This is a genomic window from Nocardia sp. NPDC004260 (genome assembly GCF_053603155.1).
The window spans coordinates 31771-47509 of the sequence record NZ_JBSGEZ010000023.1 but is presented as its reverse complement, the minus strand read 5'-3'; the positions used below and the strand labels follow the sequence as shown (position 1 = coordinate 47509).

Here is a 15739-nt window from a genome sequence, read left to right as displayed (position 1 = left end):
GCGAACGAAGGGCTGCGATGATGGCACTCGTGCCCGAACTGGTCGATTCCTCCGCACGGAACCCACCCGCGACCACCTCCGAGCGGCGGCTCAGCGTCCTGGACCGGGTCCGGCTCGCCCTGCTGGCGGTCGGTCTGCTGTGCGTGCTCACCGGGCTCCTGCCCCGCGACGAGGCCGCCGCGAACATGCGTCGCATCGGCCCGTTACTGCTGTTTCTCGCAAGCGTGATCGTGCTGGCCGAGCTCACCCGGCAGGCGAAGGTCTTCGACGCCATCGCCCATCGCCTCGCGATCCTCGGTCGCGGCCATTACCCGGCGCTGTTCGGCCTGTGCGTACTGTTCGCCTCCGCCACGACGATCCTGCTGAACCTCGACACCACAGCCGTGCTCATCGCCCCGGTCATGCTGGCACTCGCCGCGCCCGCTCGGATCCCACCACTACCGCTGGCCATGACCACCCTGTGGCTGGCGAACACCGCGAGCCTGCTGCTACCAGTCTCCAATCTCACGAATCTGCTCGCCGCCGACCGGGTGGCACTGACCGCGACCGGATTCGCTAGCAGAATGCTGGCGCCGCAGATGGTCTCGATCACCGCGACGACGGTGTGCCTGTGGGTGTGGTACTGGCGGCGCGGACGGCGGGGAACCGACCGCTACGTGCCGCCCGAGCCGATCCGGCCCGTGAACTTCCGGGAGCGCTCGCTGTTCTACACGACAGCCGGGGCCTGTCTGTTGTTCATCGTCGCGATCCCCCTCGTCGGCGACCGGATCGGCGTCGCGGCGACGGTCGCGGCGCTCATCGCGTTGGCGGCGTTCGCCGTATTCGATCGCGGCGCGTTGCGGCTGTCGCTCATCCCGTGGCAACTGCTCGTGTTCGTGGTCGGATTGTTCCTGGTGGTGCCCACCCTGAGCCGATTCGGCCTCGGTGACTCGATGCATGCTCTCATCGGCACCGACTCGGGTGCGTCCGGCGCGTTCCGAGCCGCCGCGGCGGGTGCGGGTCTGTCCAATGTCGCGAACAACTTGCCCGCCTACACCGCGGGCGAGGCGGTGATCCCCCCGCAAAACAGTGATCAGCTCCTCGCGTTGCTGATCGGCACCAATGTCGGCCCGATCGTCACGCCGTGGGGCTCGCTCGCCACACTGCTGTGTCTGGAGTTCTGCCGCATGCACGGCGTACGGGTACCCATGCGACGTTTCGTGCTGACCGGTGCCGCGCTCGCGACGGTCGCCACCGCAGGCGCGGTCACAGCGCTGCTGATGACGAGTTAGCCGCCGAGACCCCCGCAAGTCAGCGCCTCGCTTGACCTCGAGTGCGGTCGAGGTACGAGGATACTGTCGAGGCAGGATCGAGACGCACGTCCCGGTTCGGTCTCCGCGCGGAACCCCGGTTCCGGTGCTCCCGCTGGGCATCCGTACACCCACCAGCGGGAGCCATGCGCGGTCTTCGGAAGGAGTTGCAGGACGTCCCGTTGCCCGGCCTCCCGCTGCCGCGCGGGAACGCGAAGCGAGCCGGGAAGCCCGCGCGGGCTCCGACGCGCAGTCGAAGTCAGCTCGGCGCCGTGACTTCCCACTCGTAGATCGTGAGTTCCGAGGACCCGGTGGTGTGCACCGGATCGGTGAACACGATTTCCCTGGCGGCGTCGAGGCTTTCGGCGTAGATGATGTACGCGCCTCCGGTGCCGTCGGTGAAGCGGCCGCTCTCCTGCAATCGCCCCAGATCCTGCAGCGACTGCAGGAACTGCCGGTGCGGCTCGATCACGGAGGTATCGAAGCGCGCTGTGCGCATCGCCAGGACGAGGTACTTGTTCACGCCTCGGACTCCGGGCGGGGGGCCCTCGTCGCGGCAGCGGCGGCGCGCACCTGCGGCGCCACCAGGACGACCTGCCCCAGCACACCGTTGAGGAAGGACGGGGAGTCGTCGGTGGACAGTTCCTTGGCCAGCTCCACCGCCTCGTCCACGGCGACGACCGGAGGCACGTCGCTCGCGTGGAACAGCTCCCAGACCGCGATGCGCAGGATCGCGCGATCCACGGCCGGGAGCCGCGACAAGGTCCAGTCCTGCAAGTACGACTCGATCGTTCCGTCCACCCGGTCGAGATCGTCGGCCACACCCTCGACCAATGTCCGGGTGTAGGCGTGCACCGGCGCGACCGACTGGTCGCGGGCGGCGAGCTCGGCGCGCTCGTCGAGCAGGTCGGCGGCGTCGACGTCCCTGGCCTCCGCCTCGAACAGCAGGTCGACCGCACGGCGGCGGGCCTTGTGCCGCGCGCCGAGCTTCTTGTACGTGGACTTCTTGTCCACGGGCTGGTCAGCCACGGTCACATCATTCCAGAATCGGCCGGCCCGCGGCTCAGGCGTTGACCCGGCCGAGGTAGCTGCCGTCGCGCGAGTCGATGCGCAGCTTGTCGCCGGTGTTGATGAACAGCGGGACCTGCACCTCGGCGCCGGTCTCCAGAGTGGCGGGCTTCGTTCCGCCGGTGGAGCGGTCACCCTGCAGGCCGATGTCGGTGTGCTGGACCACGAGTTCGATCGAGACCGGGAGTTCGACGTACAGCGGCGCGCCCTCGTGCGTGGCGACCTGCACGGTCATGTTCTCCAGCAGGAAGCGGGCGCCGTCGCCGATGGTCTCCTCGGCGATGGAGATCTGGTCGAAGGTCTCGCCGTCCATGAAGACGTAGTCGGTGCCGTCGTGGTACAGGTAGGTCATGTCGCGGCGGTCGACGTTCGCGGTCTCCACCTTCACACCGGCGTTGAAGGTCTTGTCGACCACCTTGCCGGAGACGACGTTCTTCAGCTTGGTCCGCACGAACGCGGGGCCCTTGCCCGGCTTGACGTGCTGGAATTCGGTGATCTGCTGGAGCTGACCGTCGATCTTCAGCACAAGGCCGTTCTTGAAGTCGCTGGTGTCCGCCACTGTCTTCGGATCTCCTCGTTCTACCGCTTGGTCTCGGGCAGACCGGCGTCAGTCGACGACGGTCAGGTCTTTGGTGGTGTGGGTGAGCAGCTCCGGGCCCCCTTCGCGCACCACGAGCGTGTCCTCGATCCGGACCCCGCCGCGGCCGGGAAAGTACACACCTGGTTCGACGGTCACCGCCACGCCAGTCAGAAGTGTACCGGTTCCGGTTTTCGCGATTCCGGGCGCTTCGTGGATCTGCAGACCCACCCCGTGGCCGAGGCCGTGCACGAACAACTTGCCGTGTCCCGCCGCCTCGATCACCGCCCGCGACGCGGCGTCCACGTCGGATACCGGGACCCCCGGGCGCAGCGCCTCCCGCCCGGCCCGCTGTGCCTCGGCGACCAACGCGTACACCTCACGCTGCCAGTCGGTCGGCGCGCCGAGCACGAAGGTGCGGGTCATGTCGGAGTGGTAGCCGCCCACCACCGCGCCGAAGTCCAGTTTGACGAAATCACCCGCGGCCAGCACGGCGTCGGTCGGGCGGTGATGCGGGACAGCCGAGTTCACGCCGGTCGCCACGATGGTCTCGAACGAAACCGCTTCGGCGCCGTGTTCGAACATGGCCCATTCCAATTCCCTGGCCACCTGACGCTCGGTGCGGCCCGGACGCAGTCCGCCGTGCTCCAGCAGCGCGGCCAGACCGGCATCGCCCGCCGAGCAGGCCGCCCGCAACTGCTCCACTTCGTAGGCGTCCTTGACCATGCGCAACTGCTCCACCAGCCCGGGCGAGGCGACGAAGTCCAGGCCGGTGCGCTGTTCGAGGAAACCGCGATGCTGCTCAACGGTGACCACATGGCTTTCGAAACCCACCCGGCCGACCTGCCACTCCCCGGCCAGTTGCACGATCCGCCGGGCGGCGGCGCGCGCGATCTCGGCCCGCAGATCGGGAACCTGCTCGGCGACCTGGGTCCGATACCGGCCGTCGGTGCCGATCACGGTCCGGTCCTCGGCGGCGCGCGTGTCCCAGGAATGCACCAGCAACGCCGCGTTGGAGCCGGTGAACCCGGTCAGATATCTGATGTTCACCAGATCGGTGACCAGCAGGGCGTCCACCCCGTTCTCCACCAGCAGGCTGCGCAGCGCGCCACGCCGCGCCGCGTAGTCCGGCACATGACCCTGGTGATCAGCACGCATGTGTCAAAACTACCGCCGACACACCGCACACCGACAGCCAACACGTGATCGGCATGGCCGCCCACTGCTGTCGAATCATCCGATTTTCGCCCGAAAACATTGCGGCACAGTATTTCTCGACAATCCGAGGCCTACTGACCCATAGCCTGTTCACACTCGAACCGGTTGTGCACATTCCGGGCAGGCGCGGATGACCCGCGCCGGAACCGGGCGAAGGTGGAGCCATGACTCCACTCGCGTGCGCCGCGCTCACCGTCTGGTGCGCGGCACTGACGACGTTCGACCTGCGTGAAGGACGCCTCCCGAACCGGCTGACCGGCTCTGGAGCGTTGGCCGTCCTCGGATATGCCCTGCACACAAAGCATTTCACCGCCGCACTGCTGGGCGCGCTGTTGCTGTCGGCGCCGTACCTGCTGGTGCACCTCGCCGCACCCGCCGCGCTGGGCGCGGGCGACGTCAAGCTCGCGGTGATGCTGGGCGGGGCGACCGCCCTGGGCGGCGCCCGTCCGTGGGTTTGGGCGGCACTCGGAGCACCGGCGCTCACCGCATGCGTCGCGCTCGGAGCACTGGTCTGCCGACGCGCATTCGGCTCCCGCAGCGCCGACTCGGGCGACAACACGCTCACCGTGCCGCACGGCCCTGCGATGTGCCTGGCGACATTGCTGGCCCTACTGTCGTCGGCCTTCGACTCGACCTAGGTCCGCTCCGCCCGAGACCACCGGAATGCCGCCGGACCGCGCTGAGCGCCGCAGAAAGCCAGCAAATCAGTAGCAATTCATCGGTAGCATCAATCGCGGGCAACGACTTTCCGAGCCGCCGCCGCGTCAGCGCTCGAGCTGCGGCACCTCGGAGAAGTCGCCCCTCGAGTGCGCCAGTACAGCGGAAGCAGCGTCGAGAAGGAGCCGCCCAGTGAATCCGAGGCATCCGTCGCGGGGACCGATCGTCGTGGGAACCGACGGTTCGGAACAATCGATCGTCGCGGTCCGCTGGGCGGCGCAGACCGCCGCGCTGCACGACGCTCCCCTGCACATCTCGCTCGTCGTGGAGTCCTCGCTCGGCTCCGACGACGACGATCCCCCGCGCCCGGCGGCGCTGCTGCGGGTGCGCGAGGCGGACGAGGCGATCGAGCGCGCGGCGGACGCCGCCGTGGCGGCCGCGCACACCGTGCGCGACATCACCATCGGCACCGAGATCCGCACGGCGCACATCGCCACCGCACTCATCGAGCGCTCCCGTAGCGCGGCGATGCTCGTGGTCGGCACCCGCGGGATCGGCCGCGTCCAGCGCGTCCTCCTCGGCTCGGTCAGCACCACCGTCGCCAGGGACGCCGAATGCCCCGTGGCGGTGGTCCCCGCCGAGACGCCGCTGTGGGACCGGGCGACCACCGGCCCGGTGATCGTCGGCGTGGACGGCTCCACCGCCGAGCAGGCCGCCATCGGGGTCGCCGCGGCCGAGGCGTCGCTCCGCGGGGTCGAACTGGTGGCCGTGCACACCTGGGGTGAGGTCGAGCCGCTGGCCGCGATCGGCACCGACTGGGCCGCCCTGCGCCGGACCGAGGAGGCGTTGCTCGCGACCGGCTTGGCCGGCTGGCAGGAGCAGTACCCGGAGCTGACCATCCGGCGCGAGGTCGTCCGCGACCGTCCGGAGCGAGGGTTGCTCGAACGCTCCCGCGACGGACAGCTACTGGTAGTGGGCAACCGCGGCCGAGGCACTTTGCGGCGGCTGCTGTTCGGCTCGGTCGGTGACGCGCTGCTCCGCTCGGTGGACCGCCCCATCGTCATAGCCCGCTGAGCGCCTCGGCCCGCGGTACCCCGGCTCCCCGGCGTGCGGTTCGTCACGGCGGGCCACGTTCCGGAGCACGGGCGTCGACATGGGAAGATGAACAATGTGCTGCGTTGGATAACTGCCGGAGAATCCCATGGTCCCGCTCTCGTCGCCCTCCTGGAGGGGATGGTGGCAGGCGTCGAGGTCACGTCGGACGAGATCTCCGCGCAGCTGGCCCGTCGCAGGCTCGGTTACGGTCGCGGCGCGCGGATGAAGTTCGAGGCCGACAAGGTCACCGTCCTCGGCGGTGTGCGGCACGGGCGCACCATGGGCGGCCCGGTGGCCATCGAGGTGGCCAACTCCGAGTGGCCGAAGTGGACCACCGTGATGTCCGCCGATCCGGTCGATCCGGCCGAACTCGCCGACCTGGCCCGCAACGCACCCTTGACCAGGCCCCGGCCCGGGCACGCCGACTACTCCGGCATGCTCAAGTACAACTTCGACGACGCCCGCAACGTGCTCGAGCGCGCCAGCGCCAGGGAGACCGCCGCGCGCGTCGCGGCGGGCACCGTCGCGCGCAATTTCCTGCGCCAGGCGTTCGGCGCGGAGGTCGTCTCGCACGTCGTGTCGATCGGCACCGCGCAGAACACTTCCGGCCTCGTGCCGGGCGCCGCCGATCTCGCCACGGTGGACGAGAGCCCGGTGCGTGCCTTCGACAAGGACGCCGAAGCCGCGATGATCGCGGAGATCGAGGCCGCCAAGAAGGACGGCGACACCCTCGGTGGCGTTGTCGAGGTGGTCGTGGAGGGCCTTCCGGTCGGCCTCGGCTCGTTCACCAGCGGCGAGAACCGGCTGGACGCGCGGCTCGCCGCCGCACTGATGGGCATCCAGGCCATCAAGGGCGTCGAGGTCGGCGACGGTTTCGAGACCGCGCGCCGCCGCGGCAGCCAGGCGCACGACGAAATGCGCCCCGGCCCCGACGGCGTGCTGCGTTCCACCAACCGCGCCGGCGGCCTGGAAGGCGGCATGACCAACGGCGAGGCGCTGCGCGTGCGCGCGGCCATGAAGCCGATTTCCACGGTGCCGCGCGCGCTGTCCACCGTCGACATGACCACCGGCGACGTGGCCGTCGCCATCCATCAGCGGTCGGACGTGTGCGCCGTGCCCGCCGCGGGCGTGGTCGCCGAATCCATGGTGGCGCTGGTCGTCGCGCAGGCCGCGCTGGAGAAGTTCGGCGGCGACTCGCTCACCGAGACCGTCGAGAACATCACCAGCTACGTCAAGCGCATCAGCACTCGCCCGCACGTGCCCGCGGACAGTCGGTCGCAATGATCGTGCAGACCGATCCGCGCGCCCCGCGCGTGGTGCTGGTCGGACCGCCGGGGGCGGGGAAATCCACGATCGGCCGCAAGCTCGCCAGGGAACTCGGCGTCGAGCTGTACGACACCGATGCCGGCATCGAGCGGGAGACCGGTCGCACGATCCCGGAGATATTCGCCGAAGACGGCGAGCCCGAATTCCGCAAGATCGAGGAGCGGGTGGTGCGCCGAGCCGTCCTCGCCGAACGCGGCGTGGTCTCGCTCGGCGGCGGTGCCGTGCTGTCCGAGCACACCAGGGCGCTCCTGCGCGGCCGCACCGTCGTCTACCTGGAGATCAGTATCGCGGAGGGTCTTCGGCGCACCGGCGCGAGCACGCAGCGGCCGCTGCTCAACGGCGCCGACCCCGGCGCGAAGTATCGGGAACTGATGCGTACCCGGCGGCCGCTGTACCGGGAAGTGGCCACCGTCCGGGTTCGTACCGACGGCCGCAGTCCCGGCCGCGTGGTGCGGATGATCATGACCAAGCTCGGTATGGAGCCGGTCGAACCGGCCGAAACGGATCTCCGGCCGCCGCCGAGCGGAATCCCGCAGGGCAGCAGCCGATCCCGGGCCCGCCGACGTGCGAGGGCAAGAGCGGCGTCGCGGCGCAAGACTGCCGATCAGTCCGAGACCACCGACAACGCGACCGGCGCCGCGGCGGAAGCGGCGGTGACCGCCACCGTGCGCTCCCGGCGCAGCCGCAGGAGCGGCACGAGTGAACCCGGCGCCGAGGGCGGGGCGGGCAACGGGGAGACGGCGGCGGGCAGCCGATCCCGGCGCGCCCGCGCACGCCGCGCCCGCTCCCGGGCGCGGCAGCAGTCGACAACAGCACCAACAGAATCGGAGCAAGCCACGTGACAGAGCCGAGTCGTCTCGAAGTCCGGACCGCCGACCCGTACCAGGTGATCATCGGCCGCGGGTTGCTCGGTGAACTCGTCGAGTCCGTCCACAGCGCGACCAAAGGTGTGCGCACCGTGGCCGTCTTCCATCAGCCGCCGCTCACCGAGACCGCCGAAGTGGTGCGAAAGGCGCTGGCCGACACCGGTATCGACGCGCACCGGATCGAGATCCCGGACGCCGAGGCGGGGAAGGAACTGGCGGTCGCCGGCTTCTGCTGGGAGGTGCTGGGGCGCATCGGCCTGACCCGCAACGACGTCGTGGTCAGCCTCGGCGGCGGCGCGGCGACCGATCTGGCCGGTTTCGTCGCCGCCACCTGGATGCGCGGAGTGCGGATCGTGCATGTGCCGACCACGCTGCTGGCGATGGTCGATGCGGCGGTCGGCGGCAAGACCGGTATCAACACCGAGGCGGGCAAGAATCTCGTCGGCTGCTTCCATGAGCCGGCCGCCGTGCTGGTCGACCTGGCCACCCTGGAGACGGTGCCGCGCAATGAGATCGTCGCGGGCATGGCGGAGATCATCAAAGCCGGTTTCATCGCCGACCCGGTGATCCTGGAGCTGGTGGAGCGCGACCCGGAGGCCGCCCTCGACCCGTCCGGCGAGGTGCTGCCGGAGCTGATCCGTCGCGCGATCCAGGTGAAAGCCGACGTCGTCGCCGCCGATCTGAAGGAATCCAGCCTCCGCGAGATCCTGAACTACGGTCACACCCTGGGGCACGCGATCGAACGGCGGGAGCGTTACCGGTGGCGGCACGGCGCCGCGGTCTCCGTCGGACTGGTGTTCGCCGCCGAGCTCGGTCGTCTCGCGGGTCGTCTCGACGATGCCACCGCCGACCGTCATCGCGCGATCCTGTCCGCCGTCGGCCTGCCGACCAGCTACGACGCCGACGCGCTGCCTCAGCTGCTGGACGCCATGCAGACGGACAAGAAGACCCGCTCCGGCGTGCTGCGCTTCGTCGTGCTCGACGGCCTGGCCAAACCCGGACGCCTGGAAGGACCCGATCCCGCCCTGCTGGCCGCCGCTTACTCGGCGATCGCCCGGGAGGACAGTCCGAGCGGCGGCGCGGTGCTGCTCTAGCCCGCGTCGGCCACGAGAGACGAAAATGGCGCGCCCGCTGCGGGCGCGCCATTTTTTCGTGGAATCAGATCGCGCTGCCCGCAGCGGAGTACAGCGACGGCGGGGTGGAGCGCCCCTTGCCGTTCTGCCGCTCAGCCAGCATCCGGCCGACGCCGACACCGATCAGCGCGGGCACGAAGATCAGCAGAATGATGAACGCCGCGCCCGCCGTGAGTTCGAACAGCAGGCCGTTGTCACCGAGATCGAACCGGGGAGCCCAGTCCAGGATCCAGGACGCCAGGCCGCTGCCGACACCACCCACCACGGCGGCCTTCAGCCACATCATGGTCAGATCGGCGCCGCGTTCGGCGTCCCCGCTCTTGACGCGGTCCCTGCGACCGTCCAGCACACCCCAGGCCGCGATGGCCGCGACCAGCACGACCAGGCACAGGATGCGCATCAGTGCCCCGTGCGTCGGCCAGTACACCATCGCGAACCCGAGCCCGGCACGCAACGCCACCACCAGCGCGCCGAGCACGACGGCCCGCAACAACCAAGCATTCATGCGAAACACCATAGCCGTGTTTCTCGGCAGCGACTACGGCCCTGCGTGTCTCAGTTGGACGGAATCCAGAGGTCGTACCTACCGCTACCGTCGTTCCGCTGAATGCACTTCCCGTCTTTGTGCCACAGCGGCGCCTCTTTCATGCAGTTCGCCAGCGAGATGTTCGACGCCGCGGCCACGCACTGGAACCCCCAAGTCGGCTGCGCCGATGCGCAGCCATCGGCTTTCGCCGCCGACTGTCCGGCGAAGACGAACGCGGATGCCGCGATCCCCATCGCGACGGTGACTCCGAGTCGGATCAACACAACGCTACCCCTCCCGTTGAAACGCGTTGGACGACAGCATAACCGGCGATCACGGCAGCGGAAAGGGCAGAGACGCACCGCTGGTGAGAAGGCTATCGACGCCCTTCGTCCAGCGCCGCCGCCATCTCCGCGCGCGGCGCTGCCTGCCCGGTGAACAGTTCGACCTGCCCATACGCCTGGTTCAGCAGCATCTGCAGACCACTGACCACCGTGTGCCCGGACCGGGCCACCGCCTCGGCCAGCGGGGTGGGCCAGGGGTTGTAGATCGCGTCGAGCACCACCGGCGCCTCGGCTGCCGCGGGGGCGATCACCGCCGCCGCCGTGGCGGGAATGGTGCTCACCACGGCTCCCGCGGCCGCGCAGATCGTACGCAGCGCCCCGGCATCGAAACCGGCCAGCGACGCGATCATCCCCAGCCGCTCGGCGAGTTCCAGCGCGCCGCGCGCCCGTCCGGCGTCCCGGGCGACCACGGTCACCGACTTCGCGCCCAGCTCCGACAACGCCAGCAGGGCGGGCCGCGCGGTGCCGCCGGCCCCCAGCACCACGCCCTCGGTCAGGTCGGTGACACCACCGCCGCGGAGCGCTCCGAGGACACCGTCCACGTCGGTGCAGTCGGCCAGCCAGCCCGCGTCGCGCCGGACCAAGGTGTTGGCCGATCCGACCAGCACGGCCCGGTCGGTGCGCTCATCGGCATAGGCCAGTGCCGCCTCCTTGCCGGGCATGGTCACCGAAAGCCCGACCCATTCCGGCCCGAGCCCGTCGACCAGCCCGGGCAGCTGCTCCGCCGAGCATTCGATGCGCTCGTAGCTCCAGTCCAGTCCGAGCGCGCGGTACGCGGCCAAGTGCAGCTGCGGCGATCGCGAGTGCGCGATCGGCTTTCCGAGCACCGCCGCCTTGCGATTACCGGCCACCGCTGTCCTTGGAACTGTCGAGGATGCCGCTGCGCTGCGCCCGTGCGATCAGGCGCAGATGCTCCTGATAGTCGTCGGTGAACAGGGTGGTGCCCTGCTTGTCGACGGTGACGAAGTACAGCCACGGCCCCTGCTCCGGATTCTCCATGGCACGCAACGCGTTCAACGACGGCGCGGCGATCGGAGTCTTGGGCAGGCCACGCATCGCATAGGTGTTCCAGGCGGTTTCCTGGGCGCGGTCGGCGTCTGTGGTCGCCACCTCGGTGCGATCCAGGGTGTAGTTCACCGTCGAGTCGAACTGCAGCATCTGATCGACCCGCAGCCGGTTCACGATCACCCGTGCCACCTTGCCCATGTCCTGAGGCTTCGCCTCGCGTTCCACCAGCGAGGCGGCGACCAGCGTCTGGTACGGCGTCAGTTTCGTGTCGGCGCCGGACTGCAGCAGTCCGGTGGACTCATAGCTCTTCGCGCTCGCGGTCACCAATTGCCGCAGGATCTCCGCGGGCGTCCCGCTCGGATCGAAATCCCATGTGCCCGCGGCGATCAGGCCTTCCAGCTGCCGTGTCCGGTCCGGGCAGTCCTTGACACCCTGGATCGCCCACGCCGGCACTCCGAGCGCGGCCAGGTCCAGGCTCGCGCCCGCGGCATCGAGCTGTTCGTAGCTCACGCACTTCTGATTGGTGCCGGTGCCGATGCAGCTGGCCTCCGCGATCTTGCGGTAGATGCCGTCGTACCGCCCGCCGGTGCTCATGTCGTGTTGGTCGTGCAGCAGCCGTCCCTCGGAGACGACCAGATTGCCGACCCGCGAGGACTTGCTCACCAGCGCCGACACCGCCTCGGCGGCCGGGCTCTGGCTGGGGATCGCGTAGAAGCCGGGCTGCACCGCGTTCATGTTCGAATTGCGCACGGCCGCTTGGAAGAACGCGCCCGAGCTCGCCACGACGCCGCGCTCGACCATCGTCCCCGCGATCTGCTGGGAGGTGTCGCCCGGATGCACCTGCACCACCACGAGCGGCCCCCCTGGCCCCGCGAAGTCTTTCGGCGGAGCCATACTGGCGACCAGCTTCATCCCGGCGAAGATCACGGCGCCGGCGAAGAGAAGGATGAAGACACCCGCGACGAACCATAGGTTGCGGCGGCGCTTCTTGCGCTCGGCGGCTTTGCGAGAGGCGACCCGGGATCGCTTGCCGCGCTGCGAGCGGCCGGAGCGCTCGGGCCGGGCGCGTTTCGACTCCGCGCGCTTCGAGCGGCGCGGCTCCTCGACACGCGTCGTCCTGGGGCGCTGTCCGCCGCGCCGTGGGGCCGGTGGCGGCGGCGCGGGCTCCGGGTCTTCCTCGTCGTCGACATAGCGAGGGATGACGGTCGTGTCGTCGTCGTAATCGTCGTACTGGTCGCCGTCGTACTCGCCCCAGGCCCGGTCGTCTCTCCGGTAACGCCGATCAGCTTCGCGCTGTCGGAACAGTTCCTCGGCCCGCGCCCACCGATCCGTCATGCATCGTCCCCGGACGACGCAGGACGTCCCGCTTCCACCGACCTCAACACCGCACTCCGTTCGTCCAACCATCCTTGCAGGATCGACACGGCCGCCGCCTGATCGATCACCTGCCGCTGGCCACGCGCGCGAACTCCACTGTCCCGCAATGCACGTGCAGCTGACACCGTAGTCAAACGTTCGTCGGAAAGCCGGACCGGCACCGGCCCGACAGCAGCCCGCAATCGCTCAGCGAATGCGGTGGCCAGCGTAGCCGCAGTGCCTTTCTCCCCGCGTAATGTTCGCGGCAATCCGACGATTACCTCGACTGCCTCGTACTCCCGCACAATTTCGGCAATTCTTTCGATATCGGGTGCGGGAGCCGATCGCCGGGACGGTTTCGCGCGCGGCACGGTCTCCACCGGGGTGGCGAGGATGCCGTCGGGATCGCTCGCGGCGACCCCGATCCGGACACTGCCGACGTCGACGCCGATCCGCCTGCCCCGACCGGGGTCGGTGGCCGCATGCGGCCGGTCGGCGCCGCGCGGCGCCGACCGCTCCGGTTCCGATGGGTCGCCCATCACCCGGCGAGTTCGGCCACCCGCGCGCGGACCGCGGTCAGGCCGGCCGGAATGCCGGACGGGTCCGAGCCCGCGCCCTGCGCCATCTCCGGCTTGCCGCCGCCTCGTCCCGCGATACTCGGGCCGAAGCTGCCGACCAGATCGCCCGCCTTGATGCCGAGCTCCTGAGCGGGCTTGTTCACCGCGACCACGAACGGCACCTTGCCGTCGGCGTTGCCGAGCAATACCACCACGGCGGGCTCGCTGCCGAACCGGCCGCGGATGTCAGTGGCCAGCGTGCGCAGATCGCCCGCGGACACGCCCTCCGGCGCGGCCACGGCGACCAGCAGCAGCCGGCCGATCCGCTCGGCCTTCTCGACGAATTCGCCCGCCGAGGACAGCACGGCGGCCATCTTCGTGCGCTCGAGCTCCTTCTCGGCCACCTTGAGCCGCTCCACCAGCTGCTCGACGCGAGCGGGCACCTCCTCGGAGGGCACCTTGAGCGCGGAGGCAACACCGGCCAGCAGCGCGCGCTCCTTGGCCAGGTACGCGTAGGAATCCAAGCCGACGAACGCCTCCACGCGACGCACGCCGGAGCCGACCGACGACTCGCCGAGCACCGTGATCGGGCCGATCTGCGAGGAATGCTGCACGTGCGTGCCGCCGCACAGCTCCATCGAGAACGGGCCGCCGATCTCCACCACGCGCACTTCGTTGCCGTAGTTCTCGCCGAACAAGGCCAGCGCGCCCATCTGCTTGGCCTTCGGCAGATCGGTGACGAAGGTGTTCACCGGGAAGTCGGCGCCGACCGCGTCGTTGGAGACGACCTCGATGTCGGCTTTCTGCTGCTCGGACAGCTGGCCCTGCCAGTTGAAGTCGAACCGCAGGTAGCCCGGCTTGTTCAGCGAACCGGCCTGCACGGCGTTCGGGCCGAGCACCTGCCGGAGGGCGGCATGCACCATGTGCGTGCCGGAATGACCCTGCGTGGCACCCCGCCGCCAGGACGGGTCGGCCTGGGCCAGCACGACGTCGCCCTCGGTGATCTGGCCGTGCTCCACCGTGGTCTTGTGCACCCACAGCTTCTTGGCGATCTTCTGCACGTCGTTCACGCGCAGCTTCAATCCCGACGAGGCGGTGATGGAGCCGCGGTCGGCGATCTGGCCGCCCGCCTCGGCGTAGAGCGGGCTGCGGTCCAAGATGACCTCGACGTCCTGCCCCACGGTCGCCGTCGGCACCCGCACACCGTCGGCGATCAGGGCGAGCACGGTGGCCTCGGAGGTGAGCTCGTCGAAGCCGGTGAACTCGGTGGCGCCGCGGTCGACCAGTTCCTTGTAGATCGTGAGGTCGGCGTGGGCGTGCTTGCGCGCCTGCGCGTCCTCCTTGGCCCGCTGACGCTGCTCGGCCATGAGCGAGCGGAAGCCCTCTTCGTCGACCGACAGCCCGGCCTCCGCGGCCATCTCCAGCGTCAGATCGATCGGGAAGCCGTAGGTGTCGTGCAGGGTGAACGCGTCCGACCCGGCGATCGTGCTGCCGCCGTGGGCCTTCACCGCGGCGGCGGTGTTGTCGAACAGGGTGGAGCCCGTGTTCAGCGTCTTCAGGAACGCCGTCTCCTCGCCGACCGCGACGGTCTCGATGCGGCGGAAGTCGGTGGCCAGCTCCGGGTAGGACGGGGCCATCAGGTCGCTGACGACCTTCATGAACTCGCTCATCACCGGCTTCTCGGCGCCGAGCAGGCGGGCCGAGCGCACGATGCGGCGCAGCAGGCGGCGCAGCACGTACCCGCGGCCGTCGTTGCCCGGGTTCACGCCGTCGGCGATCAGCATGGCGGCGGTGCGAGCATGGTCGGCGATCACGCGGAAGCGGACGTCGTCCTCGTGCTGGACGCCGTAGGAGCGTCCGGTCAGTTCCTCGGCCTTGTCGATGATCGGGCGCAGCAGGTCGGTCTCGTAGACGTTGTCCACGCCCTGCAGCAGCAGCGCGATGCGCTCGACGCCCATGCCGGTATCGATGTTCTTCTTCGGCAGCGACCCGACCGGCGGGTGCCCGAGCTTGGGGCTCAGCTCACCACGGATGTCCTGCATGAACACGAGGTTCCAGATCTCGAGGTAGCGGTCCTCGTCGGCGACCGGTCCGCCGTCGCGGCCGTACTCGGGGCCGCGGTCGTAGTAGATCTCCGAGCAGGGTCCGCCGGGGCCGGGCACGCCCATGTCCCAGTAGTTGTCCTTGCCGTCGCGGAACTGGATGCGCTCCTCGGGGATGCCCGCGACCCGCTTCCAGATCTCGGCGGCCTCCGGGTCGTCCTGGTACACGGTCACCCAGATCCGCTCGGGATCGAACCCGTACCCGCCGTCGTCCTGCGGCTTGGAGATCAGCTCCCAAGCGAGGGTGATCGCCCCCTCCTTGAAGTAGTCACCGAAGGAGAAGTTGCCCGCCATCTGGAAGAAGGTGTTGTGCCGGGTGGTGACGCCGACCTCTTCGATATCGCCGGTTCGCACGCATTTCTGCACGCTGGTCGCCCGCGGGTAGGGCGGCGCCTCCTGACCCAGGAAGTACGGCTTGAACTGGACCATGCCCGCGTTGACGAACAGCAGGTTCGGGTCGGCCAGGATCAGCGAGGCACTCGGCACCTCGGTATGGCTGGCACGGAGGAAATGGTCCAGGAAACGCCGTCGAATCTCGTGGGTCTGCACGAATACCCAGCTTACCGGTGCGGCGCACGCGATTATTCATCGACCGGGCTCCCGTCGCGCCCCCGCCG

Annotated in this window: 15 protein-coding genes and 1 pseudogene; 6 read left to right on the top strand and 10 right to left on the bottom strand. The window is 69.5% G+C overall.

Going from position 1 to position 15739, the window contains the following annotated elements; genetic code table 11:
* Window positions 1-20 precede the first annotated feature (20 nt).
* Entirely contained in the window at window positions 21-1271 is a 1251-nt protein-coding gene (locus ACWEO7_RS15860) for an SLC13 family permease (RefSeq protein ID WP_452424047.1), read from the top strand.
* 277 nt (window positions 1272-1548) lie between these two features.
* On the opposite strand, the gene ACWEO7_RS15855 is transcribed toward ACWEO7_RS15860, so the two are convergent.
* The 4 genes from ACWEO7_RS15855 to ACWEO7_RS15840 are packed head-to-tail and all read right to left on the bottom strand — an operon-like array spanning window position 1549 to window position 4092.
* Window positions 1549-1812 (bottom strand): YciI family protein, encoded by a 264-nt coding sequence (locus ACWEO7_RS15855; protein ID WP_452423977.1) that lies wholly within the window; start codon window positions 1810-1812, stop codon window positions 1549-1551.
* Window positions 1809-2318: a transcription antitermination factor NusB gene (gene nusB, locus ACWEO7_RS15850; protein WP_364425835.1), complete on the bottom strand. Its 510-nt coding sequence runs from the start codon at window positions 2316-2318 to the stop codon at window positions 1809-1811. The genes ACWEO7_RS15855 and nusB overlap by 4 nt, the downstream gene beginning before the upstream one ends.
* Before the next feature lie 34 nt (window positions 2319-2352).
* On the bottom strand, window positions 2353-2916 hold the full coding sequence (gene efp / locus ACWEO7_RS15845; protein WP_355070592.1) for an elongation factor P: 564 nt from the start codon (window positions 2914-2916) through the stop codon (window positions 2353-2355).
* 48 nt (window positions 2917-2964) lie between these two features.
* Entirely contained in the window at window positions 2965-4092 is a 1128-nt protein-coding gene (locus tag ACWEO7_RS15840; protein WP_452423975.1) for a M24 family metallopeptidase, read from the bottom strand.
* 224 nt (window positions 4093-4316) lie between these two features.
* Here ACWEO7_RS15840 and ACWEO7_RS15835 point away from each other — a divergent pair, with 224 nt between their 5' ends.
* From ACWEO7_RS15835 to aroB, 5 genes and pseudogenes are all read left to right on the top strand, one after another.
* Entirely contained in the window at window positions 4317-4790 is a 474-nt protein-coding gene (locus ACWEO7_RS15835) for a prepilin peptidase (protein WP_452423973.1), read from the top strand.
* A 211-nt stretch (window positions 4791-5001) separates the two neighbouring features.
* Window positions 5002-5883: a universal stress protein gene (locus tag ACWEO7_RS15830; protein ID WP_452423971.1), complete on the top strand. Its 882-nt coding sequence runs from the start codon at window positions 5002-5004 to the stop codon at window positions 5881-5883.
* 96 nt (window positions 5884-5979) lie between these two features.
* Complete coding sequence (aroC, locus tag ACWEO7_RS15825) at window positions 5980-7188, top strand: chorismate synthase (RefSeq protein ID WP_452424045.1); 1209 nt, start codon at window positions 5980-5982, stop codon at window positions 7186-7188.
* Window positions 7185-7703, top strand: a pseudogene (locus ACWEO7_RS15820) (shikimate kinase); the annotation flags it as partial. The gene aroC and the pseudogene ACWEO7_RS15820, both read left to right, overlap by 4 nt.
* A gap of 365 nt (window positions 7704-8068) precedes the next feature.
* On the top strand, window positions 8069-9190 hold the full coding sequence (gene aroB, locus ACWEO7_RS15815) for a 3-dehydroquinate synthase (protein ID WP_355070584.1): 1122 nt from the start codon (window positions 8069-8071) through the stop codon (window positions 9188-9190).
* Between the two features lie 64 nt (window positions 9191-9254).
* On the opposite strand, the gene ACWEO7_RS15810 is transcribed toward aroB, so the two are convergent.
* The 6 genes from ACWEO7_RS15810 to alaS all read right to left on the bottom strand — a co-directional run bounded on the left by ACWEO7_RS15810 (window position 9255) and on the right by alaS (window position 15671).
* The gene (locus ACWEO7_RS15810; protein WP_450015628.1) at window positions 9255-9734 is read right to left on the bottom strand and encodes a B-4DMT family transporter; all 480 of its coding nucleotides are present in this window, start codon (window positions 9732-9734) and stop codon (window positions 9255-9257) included.
* 50 nt (window positions 9735-9784) lie between these two features.
* Window positions 9785-10039, bottom strand: a complete 255-nt coding sequence (locus ACWEO7_RS15805; protein ID WP_452423969.1) for a hypothetical protein — start codon at window positions 10037-10039, stop codon at window positions 9785-9787.
* A gap of 92 nt (window positions 10040-10131) precedes the next feature.
* A complete protein-coding gene (locus ACWEO7_RS15800) occupies window positions 10132-10950 on the bottom strand; it encodes a shikimate dehydrogenase (RefSeq protein WP_452423967.1) in 819 nt (272 codons plus the stop codon).
* Window positions 10940-12442: an endolytic transglycosylase MltG gene (gene mltG / locus ACWEO7_RS15795; RefSeq protein ID WP_452423965.1), complete on the bottom strand. Its 1503-nt coding sequence runs from the start codon at window positions 12440-12442 to the stop codon at window positions 10940-10942. The genes ACWEO7_RS15800 and mltG overlap by 11 nt, the downstream gene beginning before the upstream one ends.
* Window positions 12439-13002, bottom strand: a complete 564-nt coding sequence (gene ruvX, locus ACWEO7_RS15790) for a Holliday junction resolvase RuvX (RefSeq protein ID WP_452423963.1) — start codon at window positions 13000-13002, stop codon at window positions 12439-12441. The genes mltG and ruvX overlap by 4 nt, the downstream gene beginning before the upstream one ends.
* A complete protein-coding gene (alaS, locus tag ACWEO7_RS15785; protein ID WP_452423961.1) occupies window positions 13002-15671 on the bottom strand; it encodes an alanine--tRNA ligase in 2670 nt (889 codons plus the stop codon). The genes ruvX and alaS overlap by 1 nt, the downstream gene beginning before the upstream one ends.
* Between the last annotated feature and the right edge of the window lie 68 nt (window positions 15672-15739).